Origin of the sequence: Agrobacterium sp. SORGH_AS_0440, from assembly GCF_031453135.1 — a bacterium.
Classification (GTDB): domain Bacteria; phylum Pseudomonadota; class Alphaproteobacteria; order Rhizobiales; family Rhizobiaceae; genus Agrobacterium; species Agrobacterium pusense.
Window position 1 is genome coordinate 1,634,351 of record NZ_JAVIYR010000002.1, and the last position, 16,955, is coordinate 1,651,305.

The following is a 16,955-nucleotide window of genomic DNA, read 5'->3' on the forward strand; positions in this document are numbered from 1 at the left end:
CCGGTCAGCTGAGGCCCGCGAGATGACCGCTGAACTGCGCCTCGTGCAGACGGCTGTAATGGCCCTTGGCAGCCAGGAGTTCGGCATGAGCGCCGGTTTCGGCGATGCCGCTCTGGTCGACCACCACGATGCGCGAGGCATCGCGGATCGTCGCCAGCCGATGGGCGATGACGAGGGTGGTGCGGCCTTTGGCAAGCTCGGTCAGCGATTGCTGGATGGCCCGCTCGGTTTCCGTGTCGAGCGCCGAGGTGGCCTCATCGAGAATGAGGATCGGCGGATTTTTCAGGAACATGCGGGCAATCGCAAGACGCTGCTTCTGCCCACCGGACAATTTGACGCCACGTTCGCCAATGACGGTATCGAGCCCGAGCGGCATGGCCTCAATGACGCCGTCCAGCCGCGCGCGCCTAGCGGCATCCATGATCTCCGCATCCGAAGCGCCAAGCCGTCCATATTCGATGTTCTCACGGATCGTGCCGCCGAACAGGAAGACATCCTGCTGCACGATGCCGATCTGGTTGCGCAGCGAGGCGAGCTTCATCTTGCGGATATCCACGCCATCAATGGTGATCGCACCGCTGGTCACATCGTAAAAGCGCGGCAGCAGCGAGCAGAGCGTCGTCTTGCCCGCACCCGACGGGCCAACGAAAGCCACGGTCTCGCCGGCGCTGATCTTCAGGTCGATATTGCTGAGAACCTGCTTGCCCTCGGCATAACCGAAGCCCACATGGCGGTATTCGATATCGCCGCGCAGCAGCGGCGCTTCCACCGCATCGGGCGCATCGACAATATCGGGCGCGGTGTCGAGAAGCTCGGTGAACCGGCGGAAACCGGCAATGCCCTTGGGATAGGTCTCGATGACCGAATTGATTTTTTCCACCGGGCGGAAAAACACGCCGACCAGCAGCAGGAAGCCGACGAAGCCACCTTCTGTCAGGTCGCCATTCAGAACGAACCAGGCGCCGCAGATCATCACGATCATCTGTGTCAGCCGCATGCTCATGTAGCTCAGCGAGGTGCTGGCCGCCATGATCTTGTAGGCGTCAAGCTTGGTGCGGCGGTATTTCTGGTTGTCTTTTTCGAACAGCGCCCTCTCGTGATCCTCATTGGCAAAGGCCTGCACCACTCGCATGCCGCCGACATTTTCCTCGATACGGGCGTTGAAATCCCCCACACGGCCGTATAGCGCGCGAAAATTCTGCGTCATGCGACCGCCATACCGGCTGGTGACCCAGGCGGTGACGGGCACGACGGCGGCGGTGATGAGCGCCAGCGGCACATTGACCGACAGCATCAGCAGGAACGCGCCGATAAAGGTCATGATGGCGATGAACAGGTCTTCGGGCCCATGGTGGGCCACCTCGCCGATCTCTTCCAGATCCTTGGTCAGCCGCCCGACCAGATGGCCGGTCTTCTGGTTGTCGAAATACCGGAAGGAAAGCTTTTGCAGATGATCGAAGGCCAGACGGCGCATGTCGGTTTCGATATTGATCCCAAGCATGTGTCCCCAGTAGGTGACAGTCGCCATCAGCCCGGTATTCAGCACATAGATGAGCAGAAGCCCGACAGAGGCCGCAAGGATGATCGCCCATTCACCGCCCGGCAGCAGCACGTCGACAAAGGCCTTCACCGCCATCGGAAAGCCGAGTTCCAGTACGCCCGACAAGACAGCGCAGGAAAAATCGAGAATGAACAGACCGCGATAGGGGCGATAATAGGCGAAGAAGCGGCGGAGCATGGCGTGACCTGGAGATCGGGCGCGGCAACCTTACGCCGCAAGAAAAACGGAGTTCAATTGTCATATTTCAATGCGCGCGCCAAGACCGATGTTCTATTTTTACCAAAATCGTTCAATAGGTTCAGCAATAAACACACAACGGTAATGTGATCCGATTATATTGCACTTATATGTATCGGTGTGACAGAGTGAATGCACCCTTCGGGGAGAATGCGAGAAAGAGCCTGCCGTGAGTAAGAATGACAGCCGTAAGCAGAGTGGCGAACCGAGATGGCTTGGTCCGGCCAGCCCGACGCGGATCGCCCTGATCCCGCCCATTTCGGCTGCGCGCTGGCTGCTCGTTCTCGTTGCCCTGGCCGGCATCTACTTCTTCCACGGCTTCCTGGTTCCGGTTCTCGCCGCCCTTGTCATCGGTTTCGCCAGCTGGCCGGTCTATACACGGCTTCTTCGGCAGGTGGGCGGCAACACCACGCTCGGCGCCACCATCGCCATCATTCTCATCCTCGCCTTCCTTGTCGTCCCGATCTTCATCGCCGCTTCCTACACGGCCAGCGAAATCCGCGAATGGTTCGGCTGGGCAGTGCATGTCAACAAGACCGGCGCCCCCGTGCCGGACTGGATCGCCGCCCTTCCCGCCGTCGGCCCATGGCTTGGCGAACAATGGGTGAAATATATCGGCACGCCGGGCGCCATCGGTGAAGTGATCCAGCTCGTCAGCGGCGCCAATATCGGCAATATCTACAGGGCGATCCTCGCCGCCGGCAATGGCGCGTTCCATCTCGTGCTGACGTTGCTGTTCATGCTGATCGCGCTGTTCTTCGTCTATCGTAACGGGGCCGGTTTCACCCGTCAGGTCGATCTGGTCGGCGAGCGCATCCTGCCGACGCGGTGGGAGCGCATTTCCCGCGTCGTGCCCGCCACGATCAGTTCCACGGTCACCGGCATGACGCTGATCGCCATCGGCGAAGGCATCATCCTCGGCATCGCCTACTGGATCGCCGGTGTCCCCTCGCCCGTCACGCTCGGCGTGCTGACAGGCGTCATGGCCCTCATTCCGGGCGGTGCGCCTCTGTCATTCACGCTGGTGTCGATCTATCTGGTCGCCAGCGGCTCGCCCGCCCACGGGTTGGCCCTATTTGTCTGGGGTTCGGTGGAACTCTTCATCGTTGACAAAACCATCCGCCCGAAACTCGTCGGCGGGCCCATCAAGCTGCCATTCCTGCCGACGTTTTTCGGCCTCGTCGGCGGCGTCAAGACCATGGGTTTCCTCGGCCTCTTCATCGGCCCGGTGCTGATGGCGCTTCTGGTCGCGATCTGGCGCGAATGGGTGCGTGAGGTCGAACTTTCCGCGGCCGCCGAAGCTCCGACACCGCCTCCTGCGCAGGGTGACGCCTTGGACGAGGTCGCCGTGCTCGAGGACAATAGCGAGGAAACGACGGCGTTTCGGAAGGCCGCTTTCTGATTGAAGCCTGCGCCAGACGCCGCAGCTGCGGTAACGACAGATATCCGCAAACCTCGCATCCGCCCATGCTCGGCCTCGTTGCGCATCCGCAACTATCGCTTCTCCGGTACGGGACCTGATCCTCGGCGCGTTGCGATCATTGTTAGTTCTAAGTCTTCATTCAGGTCTGAAACGGATGGAGAGCGGGAAATGCACCATCGCCGTCATCCTCACGTCAGATAAATCACTCGGATGCAGATCCTCGTGACACACCGAGGATGACGTTGGGTGTTTGGCGCGATCCGTCGCTCGCGCTGCGTTTCATGTCGCGTGAATTCCTTCGTTTTGGACACCGCAAAGCGGCCGCGAACCTCTACCGCCGACTTAAAGCACCTTCTCCATGAAGAGGCTGAGCGGATCAGGCTTATAGGGCGCAAAAGCCTCGATCTCCACGAAACCCGCCTTGCGGTAAAGCCCTATCGCCTCCGGCTGGCTGATGCCGGTTTCGAGACGAATGGCAGAAAGGCCAAGCTCCTCACCACGCGCGATGAGCGTATCCATGATCAGCTTGCCGATGCGCAGACCCCGCGCCTCCGGATCGACGAACATGCGCTTGACCTCAGCCGTGCCATCGCCCGCTTCCACCAGCGCCCCGCAGCCGACCACGCGGCTACCCTGCCGCACCACGAAAAAAGAGACATTATCCTTCTCAAGCGCGCCGATATCGACCAGATGATTGCTTTCTGCGGGGTAAAGCGACGCCATATAGGAATTGGAAAGGTCGATGAGGCGCAGAACCGCGTCCTGACGGGGTGTCTCAAGCTTGATTTCGATGGCCAATGCGATGCCTGCCTTCTCTCAAAAAAATGCGTATTTCGTCGTAATGTCACTGCAATCGGGATAGATGAGTTTCTAGAGCATAATTCCCGACAGAGGCAACACACACCATGAAAACAGCCCTCGTTCTCATGACCTTTCTCGGTTGCGACGACAGCGCCACCGATTGCCATTACCTCGCCACCTCGCAACAGCGGTGGACGAGCATCGAACTGTGCGACGCTGTGTCGGAAAAGGAGCTGGAGCGTTTTGCGAACGCGTCCTATCCGGTGGTCGTGGCCGTGTGCCAGACACCGGGTGAACAGAGCCCGCAAACGGCCGGCACGCAGTCCGGCACTCCAGCACCGGCCGATGCCCAGCAGGCCACGGCGGAAGTGACGCCGAAAGAAGAGGAAAGTCTCACCAAACAGGCGATCGGCCGCGTCAGCCGCGTCCTTCCTTCCACCGAAGGCATAAAGCACTTCCTTGGAACGCCTGTGAGGATGGTCGAAAACAGCTATTCATGGATTGCCAAACGGTTCGATAAGTGATTGCGGGCAATCGATCTTCCCTCATTCCTGTGCTTGTCACAGGAATCCAGCGACGCGCGTCTCCGCGGCGGAGAGAGTCCTTCCAGCCCAAGGACTTGGGCTGACTGGATTCCTGTGACAAGCACGGGGATGAGGATGAGAGGATGCCCCCTCCGGGAAAATTATGATACTCATGCGATTTGTATCAGCCGAAAATTAACCCGACCTCACGCCGCCTCCACCGCCAGCGCCTGCGCATAATATCTCGCCTTCTGCCGTTCTTCCGCAATGCTCAGCTTGCGCACCGCGTGCAACAGTTCGAACAGCGTTTCGGAACCGCTCACGTTACGGAAATGCGACAGCAGTTCGGCGGAGACGGAGGCGGCCGCCTCAGGAAGCTGCGAGCGGGCGGCACGGCGCCACATCAGCGTCGCTTCGATGAAGACGTCAACGACGTCGCCCGACAGACCAATGGACTGGAACAGCGCCTTCAGCGCATGCGGCCGGCCCGTGGCCAGAATGGCGCGCACCTTGCGGTCATCAAGACCGGAGAGATTGACCATGGCCGCCGTGAAGAACTCAAGCCGGCCCGAAACAGACGGCATGGATGAGCAACGCGGGCGTCAGCTCCAGCCTCTGGCGCAGATGCTCCACCAGTGCCGGCAGTTCCGGCGAGGAAACGCTCGATGCGATCAGGATGGTGGCGGAATCTTCCGCTTCGCGGAAAAGACTGTCGGCGCGGTTGCGCGTGATCAGTGCATGAACCAGCGCGGAATCCGCAAGAGCCTCGCTCACGCGGCCCACGAGCAGATGACGCGCATCGGCAGGCAAGGCCTCGCGGCGGAGCAGGAGATCACGGATATCGGCGTCGCAACCGTGACGTTCGGCGATGCGCCGGAGCGAAAACGGTGTGATGAAGGCTTCGTCATTTTCTAGCAGGATGGTGGTTTCGGGCAGGTCGCCAACTTCCGCGAGTGCGGCGCAGACCCCGCGCGGCAGGCCGGGCCTGGCGGCGATGAGCGCGCGGGTCAAGCTTTCACCACGCCCCGCCAGATCGACCAGATCGGCCTCGGCCAGAACCGGCGAACGGGCGATTATCGTGCAGGCGATTTCCGGCTGGTCTTCGGCAAGGGAAACGATAATGGCGCGCGGCGCATCATGGGCGTCCGCAAGCGCTTCGGCAAGCGCCAGCCGCACGCGCGGCGAAGGATCGTCGAGAAGATAGGTCATCGCCATATAGGCGGCATCGCGGTTTTCGCGCGCCATGCCGGAATGCAGATAGGCACGGCCGAGAGCATTGGCGGCATTCGCCCGCTCGGTCGATCCAGCCTTTTCAGACCAGCGAAGAAATGCCTGTACGATCACCTGAGCCTCGAAACACATTCATACAATGGATGGCGGCATCATCGCCGCCACCATGTATAAAACTCTAGGCGCAAATGGTTTACGTTTGGTTCACCATAAAAATTAACCCTCCCCGAAGAAGGCCTATATTTACGGCGCAGTAGAGGGGCGCTGCAGCTGGAATACATCGCTGCCGCCATCGCAGTAATCCATATAGCCCATGCGCGCCACTGGACGGGCAAGTCCCATGTCGATGCGCCCGTCGCGAATGATCGTTTCGTCGATGTGGATCGCCATGACCTGACCGATGACCATCCAGGAATCCGCTGGCTCGCCTTCAATGTCCCTGAGCTGCTGAATCTGGGTTACCCGGCATTCGAGAACCGCCAGTGCCTCACCCACAAAAGGCGCATCCACCACGCGGCCATCGACAGCGGTAAGACCGGCAAGGGCGAATTCATCGACATCATAAGCGACGGGTGCAGAAGACGCATTCATCCGGTCTACCAGATGGCGGCTGACGAGATTGGCGGTAAAGACGCCGGTCTCCTCGACATTGCGCAGACTGTCCTTCCTGCCGCTGGAGGAGAACATCACGAGCTTCGGCCGGTCCGAAATCGCGTTGAAGAAGGAATAGGGCGAGAGGTTGAGGGAACCTTCCCTGCCCTTCGAGCCGATCCAGCCGATCGGGCGCGGCGCGACGATGGCCTTGAACGGATCATGCGGCAGGCCGTGCTGGTTGGTGTCCGTGGTGTAGAACATCAGACGTCCCCAACCCAGGTGACGACATCGGCAAGCTCCGGCCGAGGCCGTTCCACCGGCGGGAATGTCGTCGAACCGACATGAATGAACCCGGCGACCTTCTCCGCCGCATCGACGTCGATTTCCGCGAGAAAGGCCGGATCGAAAGCGAGCCATTCCGTCAGCCAGTTCGCTGCGAAACCGCTGGCATTGACTGCGAAGATGAGATTGAGGCACACCGCGCCGGCCGACATGATCTGTTCCCACTCCGGAATCTTGAAATGCGGCTTTGCAGTGCTGATGACGGCAATGACGACGGGTGCGCGGGTGAAGCGGGTGCGCTCGGCTTCCTGCTGCTGCAGGTCGAGGTCCGGGTTCTTTTCGAGTGCGATCCGAAGCGCCGTTTCACCGAGACGTACGCGCTCCTCGCCGCGGAAAACCACGAAACGCCACGGCGCAAGCTTACCATGGTCAGGCACGCGCACGGCGAGCCGCAGGATATCTTCAATTTCCGCCTTCGAAGGTCCCGGCTCGGCAAGTTGCAGGGCCGGCGTGGAACGGCGAACCCTGAGGTAATCGAGGAGCTTGATATCACTTGTCATGATCAATAATCTTCCATTCTGCTGTCATCGCAAAAACATGGGCCTTGAAATAGCCACGGCATTGGTTTTGAAGTGATCCGGGAAAATCAAGAAGTCAATCGGTATCGAAAATGTCGGCAATCAAAATCGCGGCGCGTCTGAGCATTGCATGTGCCGCGCTTGGCCTGTTATCGCAAGCTGCTTTTTCGCAGGACGCCTTCAAGGACTTCAAGCAACTCGGCGGCACGCCGAAAATGCCGAAACTCAATGCTTTCACCGCTCCCTCCGCCCCCAACGCGCCGACTAGCACCGCCCGCGACATAGTCATGGAAGCCAAGCTGACCGGCGAAGGCGAAGCGGTGAAGGAAGGCCTGTCCTGGCGCGTATTCAGCCCCATCCCCGGCACCGACGGTAAATTGCCGATGCTGGCAAGCTCAGAGGGCGGCTCGGCGGAATTCCATCTGGTGCCGGGCGAATATTTCGTCAACGTCGCTTTCGGCCGCGCAGGTGTCACCAAGAAGCTCAACGTGCCTGCCTCCGGCAGCGTCCAGAAACAGGTGCTGATTCTCGATGCCGGTGGTTTCGTGCTGAACGCCGTTGCAGGGTCCGACAAGCAGATTTCCGCCAACCAGCTGAAATTCTCTATCTATTCCTCCGACGCCCGTCCGGATGGCGAACGCGGGCTGGTTATGGAAGACATTAAACCGAACACCATCGTGCGCCTCAATGCCGGCACATATCACGTCGTTTCCCAATACGGTAACGCCAACGCCTCCGTGCGCGCCGATATCCAGGTGGAAGCCGGCAAGCTTACCGAAGCGACCCTTCAGCACCGGGCGGCACAGATCACCCTCAAGCTGGTATCCGAAGCGGGCGGCGAAGCCATTGCCGATACGGCCTGGTCGGTGCTGAACGGCGGCGGTGACGTTGTCAATGAAAGCGTCAGCGCCTTTTCGACCATGGTGCTGGCCGAAGGCGAATATACCGCCATCGCCCGCAACAAGGACAAGGTCTACCAGCGCAACTTCAAGGTAACCGCCGGCCGGGATTCGGATGTGGAAGTGCTGATGAAGGATCAGGCGCCGGAAGAGATGTCCGGGGATTTCGAGTAGGCGTCACCCACATCCATCCGTCATGCCGGACTTGATCCGGCATCCAGCGACGACGCGTCTGTCGTCGTGAAGAGAGTCTTTCGCGATCAAGGACTTGATCGTGCTGGACCCCGGATCTAGTCCAGGGTGACGGAGGTGAATGCGTCGCCTTTGGCAGTGAAATCACCCGCACATCCCCACAAACAAAACGGCCCCCGAAGGGGCCGTAACTGTTATTAGGCAACCTGCTTCTTCGCCGCAAGCTTGCGCTTCACATCCGGCGGCGTCGCTTCGTCCACGAGGCTGGTGATTGCCTCCTCAAGCGACATCGATGTCTGGTTCTGCGAGCCGAGACGGCGGATGTTGACGGTGCGCTCTTCCGCTTCCTTGCGGCCGCAGACGATGATGACAGGAACCTTGGTCACCGAGTGCTCGCGGATCTTGTAGTTGATCTTTTCGTTGCGGAAGTCGGTCTCGACCGCCATGCCCGCTTCGCGCAGCGCTTCCGCAACCTCACGACCATAATCATCCGCATCAGAGGTGATCGTCGCGACCACGACCTGGAGCGGTGCGAACCACAGCGGCATGTGACCGGCGAAGTTCTCGATCAGGATCCCTAGGAAGCGCTCCATCGAGCCGCATATGGCGCGATGGATCATCACCGGCTGCGTCTTTTCCGAGTTCTGGTCGATATAGAAGGCGCCGAAACGCTCAGGCAGGTTGAAGTCCACCTGCGTCGTGCCGCACTGCCATTCGCGGCCGATGGCGTCCTTCAGGGTATATTCGAACTTCGGTCCGTAGAAGGCACCCTCACCCGGCAGGATGCCGGTCTTGATGCGTCCTTCCGACTGCTCCTCGATGGTCTTCAGAACCTCCATCATCACGCTTTCGGCGCGATCCCACAGATCGTCGGAACCAACGCGCTTTTCCGGGCGCGTGGAGAGCTTGACGACAATTTCGCTGAAGCCGAAATCTTCGTAGACGGAAAGGATCAGATCGTTGATCCGCAGGCATTCCGCCGCCATCTGCTCTTCCGTGCAGAAGACATGCGCATCATCCTGCGTGAAGCCACGAACACGCATCAGGCCGTGCAAAGCGCCGGACGCTTCATAACGGTGCACATTGCCGAATTCAGCAAGACGAACCGGCATTTCGCGGTAAGACTTCAAGCCATGCTTGAAAATCTGCACGTGACCGGGGCAGTTCATCGGCTTGAGCGCAAAGACGCGCTGATCGGCTTCCTCGTCATCGGGATGGGTAAAGGCATGGGCGGATTTCACCGCGAACATGTTTTCCTGATACCAGCCCCAGTGACCGGAGGTTTCCCACAGCGACTTGTCGAGCACCTGCGGCGCGTTGACTTCCTGATAGGTGTTGGCGAGCCGCCGGCGCATATAGGCCGTCAGCGTCTGGAACATGCGCCAGCCCTTGCCGTGCCAGAACACGACGCCCGGACCTTCTTCCTGGAAATGGAATAGGTCCATTTCGCGGCCGAGACGGCGGTGGTCGCGTTTTTCGGCTTCGGCCAGAACGTGAAGGTAATTATCGAGCTCCTCCTGCGTCGCCCAGGCGGTGCCATAGATGCGTGACAGCATTGCATTGTTGCTGTCGCCGCGCCAATAGGCGCCGGCCACCTTCATCAGTTTGAAGGCAGTGCCGATCTGGCCGGTGGAAGCCATATGCGGGCCACGGCAAAGATCGAACCAGTCGCCCTGATAATAGATCTTCAGGTCCTGACCTTCCGGAATCGCATCGACCAGCTCGACCTTGTAATTCTCGCCCTTGGCGGCGAAGACTTCCTTGGCCTTTTCACGCGACCAGACTTCACGGGTAAACGGCTTGTTGCGCTGAATGATTTCCTTCATGCGCTTTTCGATCTTCGGCAGATCTTCCGGCGTGAAGGGCTCGTTCTTGGCGAAGTCGTAATAGAAGCCGTTCTCGATAACAGGGCCGATCGTCACCTGCGTGCCGGGCCACAGTTCCTGCACGGCCTCGGCCATGACGTGGGCGGCATCGTGGCGGATGAGCTCAAGTGCACGCTTGTCTTCGCGCGTGACGATCTCGATCTTGCCATCGGTGATGGTGTCGGACAAATCGCGCAGGGTGCCATCAAGCGTTATGGCGACGGCTTTCTTGGCGAGCGATTTGGAGATGGATTCGGCAACCTCGCGGCCGGTCGTGCCGGGGGCGTAGCTGCGGACGGAACCATCGGGAAATGTAAGGGAAACGGCTTCAGACATCGTTTAGTGCTCCTGTCCAGTCCCGCCAACGAATGCGGGTGGTGTTGGAATAATGATTTGCCCGCGACAGGCGGGCACGCAGGCTGATAAAGGCTTTTGCCATTGCAGTCAAAGGTGAAGGCCGCTCAGCGAAGCATTTCCGCGAGACCATTGACCGTGTTGGCGTTGCGGGTCGTGCCTATACCGAGCCTTCTTGTGGTCAGCGCAGACAGCAGCCTGCTCTCGCTCGGTTTGCCCTTGAAATCGATCCACAAGTCACCGCCGATCACGGCGATCGTCTCCTGTCGGCGATACTTATCGAGAAATCCAAGGATACCTTCGCCAAGCGGTTCACGCATCACCCGCACGCAGACATCCGGCGGATTGCCCTTGGCGAAGGGATTGTCCGCCGCCAGCTTCAGCCAGTCGCCGCCGGAACGAACGAGAATATCGACATGTTTGCCGAAGCGATCTTCGAAGGCGCGCTCCAGCCTGTCCTCAATCTCGCGAACAGGTGTCGCTTCAGCGCGAAAAACAAGATTTCCGGTCGCGACAAGCGTCCTGCAGTCGGTAAATCCCAGCTCTTCCGCCATGGCCCTGAGATCGGCCATGATAAGTCGCTTGCCCACGCCGAGAACGATGCTGTGCAGCAGGGCCACATAGTCATTCATCGATGTCGGCTCCAGTAGCGCCACGGCATCCACCAGCGCCTGCTTCCATCAAGTACTTCCGGCACCGGATCCAGACCGCTTGTGCCGCCCGGTCCGCAGCGCGCCACACGAAACAGCGTCATCCAGCCGCCGGCCCAAAGCCCGTGGCGGGCAATCGCCTCGTAGCCATATTCCGAACAGGTGGGGATATGGCGGCAGGAGTTTCCGATGAAGCCGGAAAGCGTCAATTGATAAAGCCTGATAAAGCCGACACCGAAAAGCCGTCCTGGCGTCCTGGCAAAGCTGCCCGTCCAGTTACGCGATCGCCCGGATTTCACCTCGGTTTGCTGGTGCCGGCAGCCCGGTTCGCCGCACATGGCCTAACCCGCGGCGTCGAGAGCCTGCCGCCCTTCGATCTGGTCGAGCGCATCGACCACGGCTTCGAAGGTCAGCATGGTGGAGGCGTGGCGGGCCTTGAAATCCCTGACCGGTGACAGAACGCGCATGTCCTCGAAACGGCCCGTCGGGCCATCGCCATCCTGTTTCAACATGGCAAGCATGTCTTCCCGCGCCTGCCGGACTTCGCCGCTGGAGGCCCCGACGATGTGGTGTGCCATGATGGAGGCGGAGGCCTGGCCGAGCGCACAGGCACGAACCTCGTGCGAAAACGCCGTTACGATACCGTCTTCGACTTTCAGATAGACCTTCAGCTTCGAACCGCACAGCCGGGAGTGTTTCTCGGCGCTGGCGTCAGCATCCTCAAGAACGCCGATGAGCGGGATATTCCCGGCAAAGTCCAGAATGCGATTATTGTAGATATCGTCCATCATTGGTGCCCGGCGCGCTCAAGAATGCCCAAAACAGGACAGGTCAAATTTTTCTAACACAGCGTTTGTCGCAGTGAAGCTTTCCTGCCCTTCATTCTCATTATATGCTAACGAGCTTTCTGGACATCAAGCCGTGATCAAATTAACGGCTCCGATACCGAAAAAACAGCATCGGCCTTGCCAAAATGCTATAAAACAACCAGATAGCAGCAACTGCGAACATGGGTTCGCGATGTAAAACGAATTCAGGTGCGGCCTTTACCCGCATCGGGAGAGACGGAATGGATGCGATCGTGAAGAATTTCCCCGGCGCTGGCGCAAAACCCGACGTGGCCGAAGCTCGCCCGAGCCAGGCCGAAGCGGAAGAAGCAGTGCGCGTTCTCTTGCGCTGGGCTGGAGAAAATCCCGCCCGCGAAGGACTTCTGGATACGCCGAAGCGCGTCGCCAAGGCCTATCGCGAGCTCTTTGCCGGTTACGAGCTGAATGTTCAGGACGTGCTCGGCACGACCTTCGAGGAAGTCGGCGGTTATGACGATGTGGTGCTGGTGCGCGACATTCCGTTCTTCTCCCATTGCGAACACCATATGGTGCCGATCGTCGGCAAGGCGCATGTCGCCTATCTTCCGGCCGGTCGCGTGCTTGGCCTGTCGAAGATCGCCCGCGTTGTCGAAATCTTCGGCCGCCGCCTGCAGACGCAGGAAAACATGACCGCGCAGATCGCAAGATCGATTGAGGAAACCCTGAAACCGCGCGGCGTGGCCGTCATGATCGATGCCGAACATATGTGCATGTCCATGCGCGGCGTCAACAAGCAGGGGTCGACCACCCTCACCACCTCCTTTACCGGCACGTTCAAGAACGACCCGGCCGAACAGGTGCGCTTCATGACTATGGTGCGGAACCGTTAAGCACCGGCCCGAAAGCCGTAATGCGGCTTTCGGAAAATCCGATGCGCAAGAAAATTCAGAGTGGCGGGCACTCGTCCGTTTCATCCGCCCCTCTCATCGTTCCGCCAGATGATTTTCCGAGGTTGCCATGTCCATTCCCTTTCCGTCCGCGCCCGCGGACAAGGAAGCGCTTGAAAACGCAGGTCTCTTTTCGCCGAAATTCGACGCCCACGGCCTCGTCACAGCCGTAGTCACCGACGCGCGCGATGGCGAACTGCTGATGGTCGCCCATATGAATGCACAGGCCCTGTCGCTGACGCTTGAGACCGGCATCGCCCACTATTACAGCCGTTCGCGCGACAAGATCTGGAAGAAGGGCGAAACGTCGGGCAACCTGCAGACCGTGAAGGAATTCCGCACCGATTGCGATCAGGACGCCGTGTGGCTGAAGGTCTCGGTCGCCGGCCACGACGCCACCTGCCACACCGGCCGCCGCTCCTGCTTCTACCGCACGGTCGAACTGGCTGATGGCCAGGCGGTGACGAAAATCACCGACGATACGCGCCATTTCGATCCGGCGACGACCTATTCAGGCACATAAACCGCCGCCTTCCATCGGCCGCACCAATTTGCTACCAATATAGCGGGTTCCGGGGCCAAGGGCGGAACCCGAAGAACTGGCAGGGAGTGCGGTCATGTTGGGATGGGGAAATCGTCAGAACCACCTTGCGGCGGGTAATACCGACGTCATCGGCAATGAACCGCCCGTTACACAGATCGTCGATAAACACCGGATAGCGCTCGCGCTTGGCGGTGGCGCAGCCCGCGGCTGGGCCCATATCGGTGTCCTGCGGGCCCTCGATGAAGCGGGCGTCAAGATCGGCATGATCGCCGGCACCTCGATCGGCGCGCTGGTTGGCGGATGTTATCTCGCCGGCAAGCTCGATGAGCTTGAGGAATTCGCCCGTTCGCTAACGATGCGCCGCATTGCCGGCCTGCTGGATCTCACGATCGGCGGCGGCGGGCTCTTCGGCGGAATGCGGCTCACAAAACGCATGCAGGAGCATCTGGAAGGGCTGCGCGTCGAAAGCCTCGATCATCCCTTCATCGCCGTCGCGACGGAGTTGCGCACGGGTCATGAAGTCTGGATTCATCAGGGTGATCTCGTGACCGCCTTGCGTTCATCCTATGCGCTGCCCGGCATCTTCGAACCCGTGCAATGCAACGGCCGCACCCTCATCGATGGCGCCCTCGTCAATCCCGTGCCGGTTTCGGTCTGCCGGGCCTATGAGCAGGCGCTGGTCGTGGCGGTAAACCTCAATTACGATCTCTTCGGCCGCTCCGCCGTCGTCAAGCACGCCGCTGCACCGCCCGGCGGCGCACCGCACGACAGCGCGCCGCGCCCCGGCCTGCCGGGCGTCATGGTGCAGGCCTTCAACATCATTCAGGACAGGATTTCGCGCTCGCGTCTGGCAGGTGATCCGCCCGATCTGATGCTTCATCCCCGCATCAACGATATCGGACTGTCGGAATTCCATCGCGCCAGTGAAGCCATCGACCGGGGATATCAGGAAACGCGCGCACGCATTCCGGAACTGGAGCGCATGCAGCAGGCGTTCCGGCGGTGAGGCGAGAAGCTCCCTCATTCCTGTGCCTGTCACGGGAATCCAGCTGATGCGCGTCTGCGTGGCGGTAGGAACTCCCATCAGCCCAAGGACTTGGGCTGACTAGATTCCTGTGACGAGCACAGGAATGAGGGAGAGGACACTAATTCACCCGGCAATATAAGCCTTGATATGCTCCGCTTCGGCCTCGATTTCGCCGATCCGCGCCTTCACCACGTCGCCGATGGAGATGATGCCGGCAAGACGGCCATTCTCTTCGACCGGCACATGCCTGAAGCGCCCGCCCGTCATGATTTCCATCAGCTCATCGGTGGTGGAATCGTGGTGACAGCGGATGACATTTTTGGTCATGGCCACTGAAACGGATTGCTGGAGAGAAGCGGCACCCTGGCCCGCCACGGCCTTTACGAGATCGCGTTCCGTGAAGATGCCGAGAACGACACCATCGCCATCGGTCACGACGACGGAACCGATCTTATGTGCGTGCAGCGTGGTCGCCGCCTCACCGATGCTGACCTCAGGATTGACAGTCACGACGTCCCGGCCCTTGCGGTCGAGAAGATCCTTTACGAATGTTGGCATGCCTTCCTCCTCTTTGCAGCGATCCGCAGTGCCGCAGTCTCCCCCGGCGGTTGCAAATCATGAGGTATGGTGCGCTGAGGCCCGCGTGAATGCAATCCCGGATGGGACGCCCGAAAGCAAATTTGCGCCACGCCCGACAAGGAGCGTGATCGGCCTAGCGTAACGGGCGATCGAAAAGGCCGAAGAACAGGAAGCCGAGCAGAAACCCGAAAACATGGGCATCCCAGGCGATCTGACCGCCGACATCGCCGAACAGCGGCACGCCGACCGCAATCAGCACATTGCCGAACAGCCACATCAGCGTGAAGATCAGCACCGTACGGTTGGAGAGCGCCGCAAGAATGCTCTGCCGCGGCATCAGATGGCCGAAAGACGCGCTATATCCGCCCCGCGCCGGAAAGGCGAACCGGCAGGCCGCTCCCATCAGCGCCGAAACGACACCGGACGCTCCGATCAGCACCGTCACGTCCCCCCAGTTCAGAACCGCGTGACCAAAGGCCGAAACGGCGGCGGAAATGCACCATAACAGCACGAAACGCACTGTTCCGATCCGGCGCAGAACCGGCGCGCCGAAGGCCATCAGCCACAATCCGTTAAAGAGGATATGCTCGATACCGCCATGCAGGAAAGAATAGGTCACCGGCGTCCACAGCCATTCCAGCCCCTGCTGGGAAAACGGCACCGCATAACGCAGCGGAATGAAGCCGAAGGTGAAGATGAACCAGCCATTGCCTTCCTCCGACAGAAGATAGGCGGGAACGACATAAGCAACGATCAGCGCGACCAGGATGCCCACCAGCAGCGATGGCAGATTGAAGACGGGATTGTTCGCATCGTCTTTCGGCTCCGGCGTTTCCGAAACCGGCGGCTGTTCGCCGTCCTCGTAGGACATGGTTTATCCCTGTCTTGGTCGAATTTTGCGTTTCCCGAGCAATATAGGAAGCCTGAAAGAAAAAAAAGCCGTCCCGCCTTCGAAGCGCGCGACGCCGGAACCGTAACCGGAAAAGGCGCCAGGCCAAAAACGGTCCGGCTTGCAGGCCCACCGTAAAAGAACGGGCGGGGCCAAAAAATCGTGCTGAAGGAGCTTTCCCCGACAGGGCCGCACCGATGCCACGACAAATGCCGTCAGGCAATATCAACCCTTTGTTAACCTTAACAAATCCAGTTGGCACGAAAATCGCTGCACCTCCAGATACAGACGTTCGGACGGACATGATGTCCCAAAAACGAACATGGAGAGATGCTATGAAGAGCATGGCCGGACTGGAGATATACGCCTATTGGGATGAATTGCGCGGCAAGAGCGCCGCTCCACGCCGCGAGGACATTGAACCCTCGAAGCTCAAGACTCATCTCGGCGACCTTTTCATCCTGACAGACAAAGGAGAGGAAACACCCTTCTTCCGTCTTGCCGGCACCCGTCTTTGCGACCTGTTCGGCCGCGAATTGCGGGACCGCCCGTTTTCAGAACTCTGGCCGGCGGCCGGCGCGTCCTTTCCCTGTCGCGTGGCGCTCGGCATCCTGCAACATCAATTGCCCGTGGTCTTCGACATCGATGCTGACGACGGCTACGGCGACGCGCCCCTGGCGTTTGAAATGCTGCTGCTGCCACTGCGCACGGAAGCAGGTGTCGCCCCGCGGCTCCTCGGCGCGCTGCTTCCACAGCAGCCACGGCACCACACATTGATGGTGCCGATACACTGTCTGTCGATGAAAAGCAGCCGGCTGCTGCGTATGGACATCGTCCCGACCGGATATTCGGCCAATGCCGCAGCCGCGTTACGAACGGGTAGATGCTGAGGCGTCCAGGATCGACGAAGCGATGCTGAAAGCCCATGGCCGCACGGAGCGCGGGGCAACGAAACGTAACGATTTGGTCGATT

At 59.9% G+C, this 16,955-nt stretch carries 17 protein-coding genes and 1 pseudogene; 7 read left to right on the forward strand and 11 right to left on the reverse strand.

The window, feature by feature from the left end; translation table 11 throughout:
* Nucleotides 1–4 precede the first annotated feature (4 nt).
* Nucleotides 5–1,738, reverse strand: coding sequence for an ABC transporter ATP-binding protein (locus QE453_RS17270; RefSeq protein WP_107327925.1), 1,734 nt, complete (start codon nucleotides 1,736–1,738; stop codon nucleotides 5–7).
* A 229-nt stretch (nucleotides 1,739–1,967) separates the two neighbouring features.
* On the opposite strand from QE453_RS17270, the gene QE453_RS17275 reads away from it, so the two are divergent.
* A complete protein-coding gene (locus QE453_RS17275; protein ID WP_006698841.1) occupies nucleotides 1,968–3,200 on the forward strand; it encodes an AI-2E family transporter in 1,233 nt (410 codons plus the stop codon).
* Between the two features lie 363 nt (nucleotides 3,201–3,563).
* Here the strand turns inward: QE453_RS17275 and QE453_RS17280 are convergent, their stop codons facing one another.
* Nucleotides 3,564–4,019 carry a GNAT family N-acetyltransferase gene (locus QE453_RS17280; RefSeq protein WP_035210724.1) on the reverse strand — a complete coding sequence of 152 codons (456 nt, stop codon included), beginning with the start codon at nucleotides 4,017–4,019 and terminating at the stop codon, nucleotides 3,564–3,566.
* A gap of 107 nt (nucleotides 4,020–4,126) precedes the next feature.
* Between QE453_RS17280 and QE453_RS17285 the strand changes: the two genes are divergently transcribed.
* On the forward strand, nucleotides 4,127–4,546 hold the full coding sequence (locus QE453_RS17285) for a hypothetical protein (RefSeq protein ID WP_004442223.1): 420 nt from the start codon (nucleotides 4,127–4,129) through the stop codon (nucleotides 4,544–4,546).
* Nucleotides 4,547–4,752: 206 nt separating this feature from the next.
* On the opposite strand, the pseudogene QE453_RS17290 reads toward QE453_RS17285, so the two are convergent.
* The 3 genes and pseudogenes from QE453_RS17290 to QE453_RS17300 form a co-directional block, all read right to left on the reverse strand.
* Nucleotides 4,753–5,908 (reverse strand): annotated as a pseudogene (locus QE453_RS17290) (DUF2336 domain-containing protein).
* 111 nt (nucleotides 5,909–6,019) lie between these two features.
* Nucleotides 6,020–6,631, reverse strand: coding sequence for a flavin reductase family protein (locus QE453_RS17295; protein WP_006698839.1), 612 nt, complete (start codon nucleotides 6,629–6,631; stop codon nucleotides 6,020–6,022).
* Entirely contained in the window at nucleotides 6,631–7,212 is a 582-nt protein-coding gene (locus QE453_RS17300; protein ID WP_309777572.1) for a nitroreductase, read from the reverse strand. Before QE453_RS17300 ends, QE453_RS17295 begins: the two co-directional genes overlap by 1 nt.
* Nucleotides 7,213–7,322: 110 nt before the next feature.
* Between QE453_RS17300 and QE453_RS17305 the strand changes: the two genes are divergently transcribed.
* Nucleotides 7,323–8,303, forward strand: coding sequence for a hypothetical protein (locus tag QE453_RS17305; protein WP_077986312.1), 981 nt, complete (start codon nucleotides 7,323–7,325; stop codon nucleotides 8,301–8,303).
* A 215-nt stretch (nucleotides 8,304–8,518) separates the two neighbouring features.
* Here the strand turns inward: QE453_RS17305 and thrS are convergent, their stop codons facing one another.
* The 4 genes from thrS to QE453_RS17325 all read right to left on the reverse strand — a co-directional run bounded on the left by thrS (nucleotide 8,519) and on the right by QE453_RS17325 (nucleotide 11,978).
* Nucleotides 8,519–10,522 (reverse strand): threonine--tRNA ligase, encoded by a 2,004-nt coding sequence (gene thrS / locus QE453_RS17310; protein ID WP_004442234.1) that lies wholly within the window; start codon nucleotides 10,520–10,522, stop codon nucleotides 8,519–8,521.
* A gap of 125 nt (nucleotides 10,523–10,647) precedes the next feature.
* Complete coding sequence (locus QE453_RS17315) at nucleotides 10,648–11,172, reverse strand: DUF1697 domain-containing protein (RefSeq protein ID WP_037092531.1); 525 nt, start codon at nucleotides 11,170–11,172, stop codon at nucleotides 10,648–10,650.
* Entirely contained in the window at nucleotides 11,169–11,528 is a 360-nt protein-coding gene (gene yidD / locus QE453_RS17320; RefSeq protein WP_004442241.1) for a membrane protein insertion efficiency factor YidD, read from the reverse strand. The genes QE453_RS17315 and yidD overlap by 4 nt, the downstream gene beginning before the upstream one ends.
* Before the next feature lie 3 nt (nucleotides 11,529–11,531).
* Entirely contained in the window at nucleotides 11,532–11,978 is a 447-nt protein-coding gene (locus QE453_RS17325) for an iron-sulfur cluster assembly scaffold protein (RefSeq protein WP_278067461.1), read from the reverse strand.
* A gap of 281 nt (nucleotides 11,979–12,259) precedes the next feature.
* Between QE453_RS17325 and folE the strand changes: the two genes are divergently transcribed.
* The 3 genes from folE to QE453_RS17340 all read left to right on the forward strand — a co-directional run bounded on the left by folE (nucleotide 12,260) and on the right by QE453_RS17340 (nucleotide 14,493).
* The gene (folE, locus tag QE453_RS17330; protein WP_003495569.1) at nucleotides 12,260–12,886 is read left to right on the forward strand and encodes a GTP cyclohydrolase I FolE; all 627 of its coding nucleotides are present in this window, start codon (nucleotides 12,260–12,262) and stop codon (nucleotides 12,884–12,886) included.
* A 127-nt stretch (nucleotides 12,887–13,013) separates the two neighbouring features.
* Nucleotides 13,014–13,466: a phosphoribosyl-AMP cyclohydrolase gene (gene hisI, locus QE453_RS17335; protein WP_006698834.1), complete on the forward strand. Its 453-nt coding sequence runs from the start codon at nucleotides 13,014–13,016 to the stop codon at nucleotides 13,464–13,466.
* Nucleotides 13,467–13,560: 94 nt separating this feature from the next.
* Nucleotides 13,561–14,493: a patatin-like phospholipase family protein gene (locus QE453_RS17340; RefSeq protein WP_004442259.1), complete on the forward strand. Its 933-nt coding sequence runs from the start codon at nucleotides 13,561–13,563 to the stop codon at nucleotides 14,491–14,493.
* Nucleotides 14,494–14,637: 144 nt separating this feature from the next.
* On the opposite strand, the gene QE453_RS17345 is transcribed toward QE453_RS17340, so the two are convergent.
* Entirely contained in the window at nucleotides 14,638–15,072 is a 435-nt protein-coding gene (locus QE453_RS17345; RefSeq protein ID WP_004442263.1) for a CBS domain-containing protein, read from the reverse strand.
* A gap of 154 nt (nucleotides 15,073–15,226) precedes the next feature.
* Nucleotides 15,227–15,964, reverse strand: coding sequence for a rhomboid family intramembrane serine protease (locus QE453_RS17350; protein WP_004442265.1), 738 nt, complete (start codon nucleotides 15,962–15,964; stop codon nucleotides 15,227–15,229).
* A gap of 353 nt (nucleotides 15,965–16,317) precedes the next feature.
* Between QE453_RS17350 and QE453_RS17355 the strand changes: the two genes are divergently transcribed.
* Complete coding sequence (locus QE453_RS17355; RefSeq protein WP_309777576.1) at nucleotides 16,318–16,872, forward strand: PAS domain-containing protein; 555 nt, start codon at nucleotides 16,318–16,320, stop codon at nucleotides 16,870–16,872.
* Nucleotides 16,873–16,955 lie beyond the last annotated feature (83 nt).

Excerpts from the sequence above, each read along its gene's own strand:
- QE453_RS17270 (WP_107327925.1), bottom strand. The coding sequence starts at position 1,738 with ATGCTCCGCCGCTTCTTCGCCTATTATCGCCCCTATCGCGGTCTGTTC.
- QE453_RS17285 (WP_004442223.1), top strand. The coding sequence starts at position 4,127 with ATGAAAACAGCCCTCGTTCTCATGACCTTTCTCGGTTGCGACGACAGC.
- QE453_RS17295 (WP_006698839.1), bottom strand. The coding sequence starts at position 6,631 with ATGTTCTACACCACGGACACCAACCAGCACGGCCTGCCGCATGATCCG.
- QE453_RS17300 (WP_309777572.1), bottom strand. The coding sequence starts at position 7,212 with ATGACAAGTGATATCAAGCTCCTCGATTACCTCAGGGTTCGCCGTTCC.
- QE453_RS17305 (WP_077986312.1), top strand. The coding sequence starts at position 7,323 with ATGTCGGCAATCAAAATCGCGGCGCGTCTGAGCATTGCATGTGCCGCG.
- thrS (WP_004442234.1), bottom strand. The coding sequence starts at position 10,522 with ATGTCTGAAGCCGTTTCCCTTACATTTCCCGATGGTTCCGTCCGCAGC.
- QE453_RS17315 (WP_037092531.1), bottom strand. The coding sequence starts at position 11,172 with ATGAATGACTATGTGGCCCTGCTGCACAGCATCGTTCTCGGCGTGGGC.
- yidD (WP_004442241.1), bottom strand. The coding sequence starts at position 11,528 with ATGTGCGGCGAACCGGGCTGCCGGCACCAGCAAACCGAGGTGAAATCC.
- QE453_RS17325 (WP_278067461.1), bottom strand. The coding sequence starts at position 11,978 with ATGGACGATATCTACAATAATCGCATTCTGGACTTTGCCGGGAATATC.
- folE (WP_003495569.1), top strand. The coding sequence starts at position 12,260 with ATGGATGCGATCGTGAAGAATTTCCCCGGCGCTGGCGCAAAACCCGAC.
- hisI (WP_006698834.1), top strand. The coding sequence starts at position 13,014 with ATGTCCATTCCCTTTCCGTCCGCGCCCGCGGACAAGGAAGCGCTTGAA.
- QE453_RS17340 (WP_004442259.1), top strand. The coding sequence starts at position 13,561 with ATGTTGGGATGGGGAAATCGTCAGAACCACCTTGCGGCGGGTAATACC.
- QE453_RS17345 (WP_004442263.1), bottom strand. The coding sequence starts at position 15,072 with ATGCCAACATTCGTAAAGGATCTTCTCGACCGCAAGGGCCGGGACGTC.
- QE453_RS17350 (WP_004442265.1), bottom strand. The coding sequence starts at position 15,964 with ATGTCCTACGAGGACGGCGAACAGCCGCCGGTTTCGGAAACGCCGGAG.
- QE453_RS17355 (WP_309777576.1), top strand. The coding sequence starts at position 16,318 with ATGAAGAGCATGGCCGGACTGGAGATATACGCCTATTGGGATGAATTG.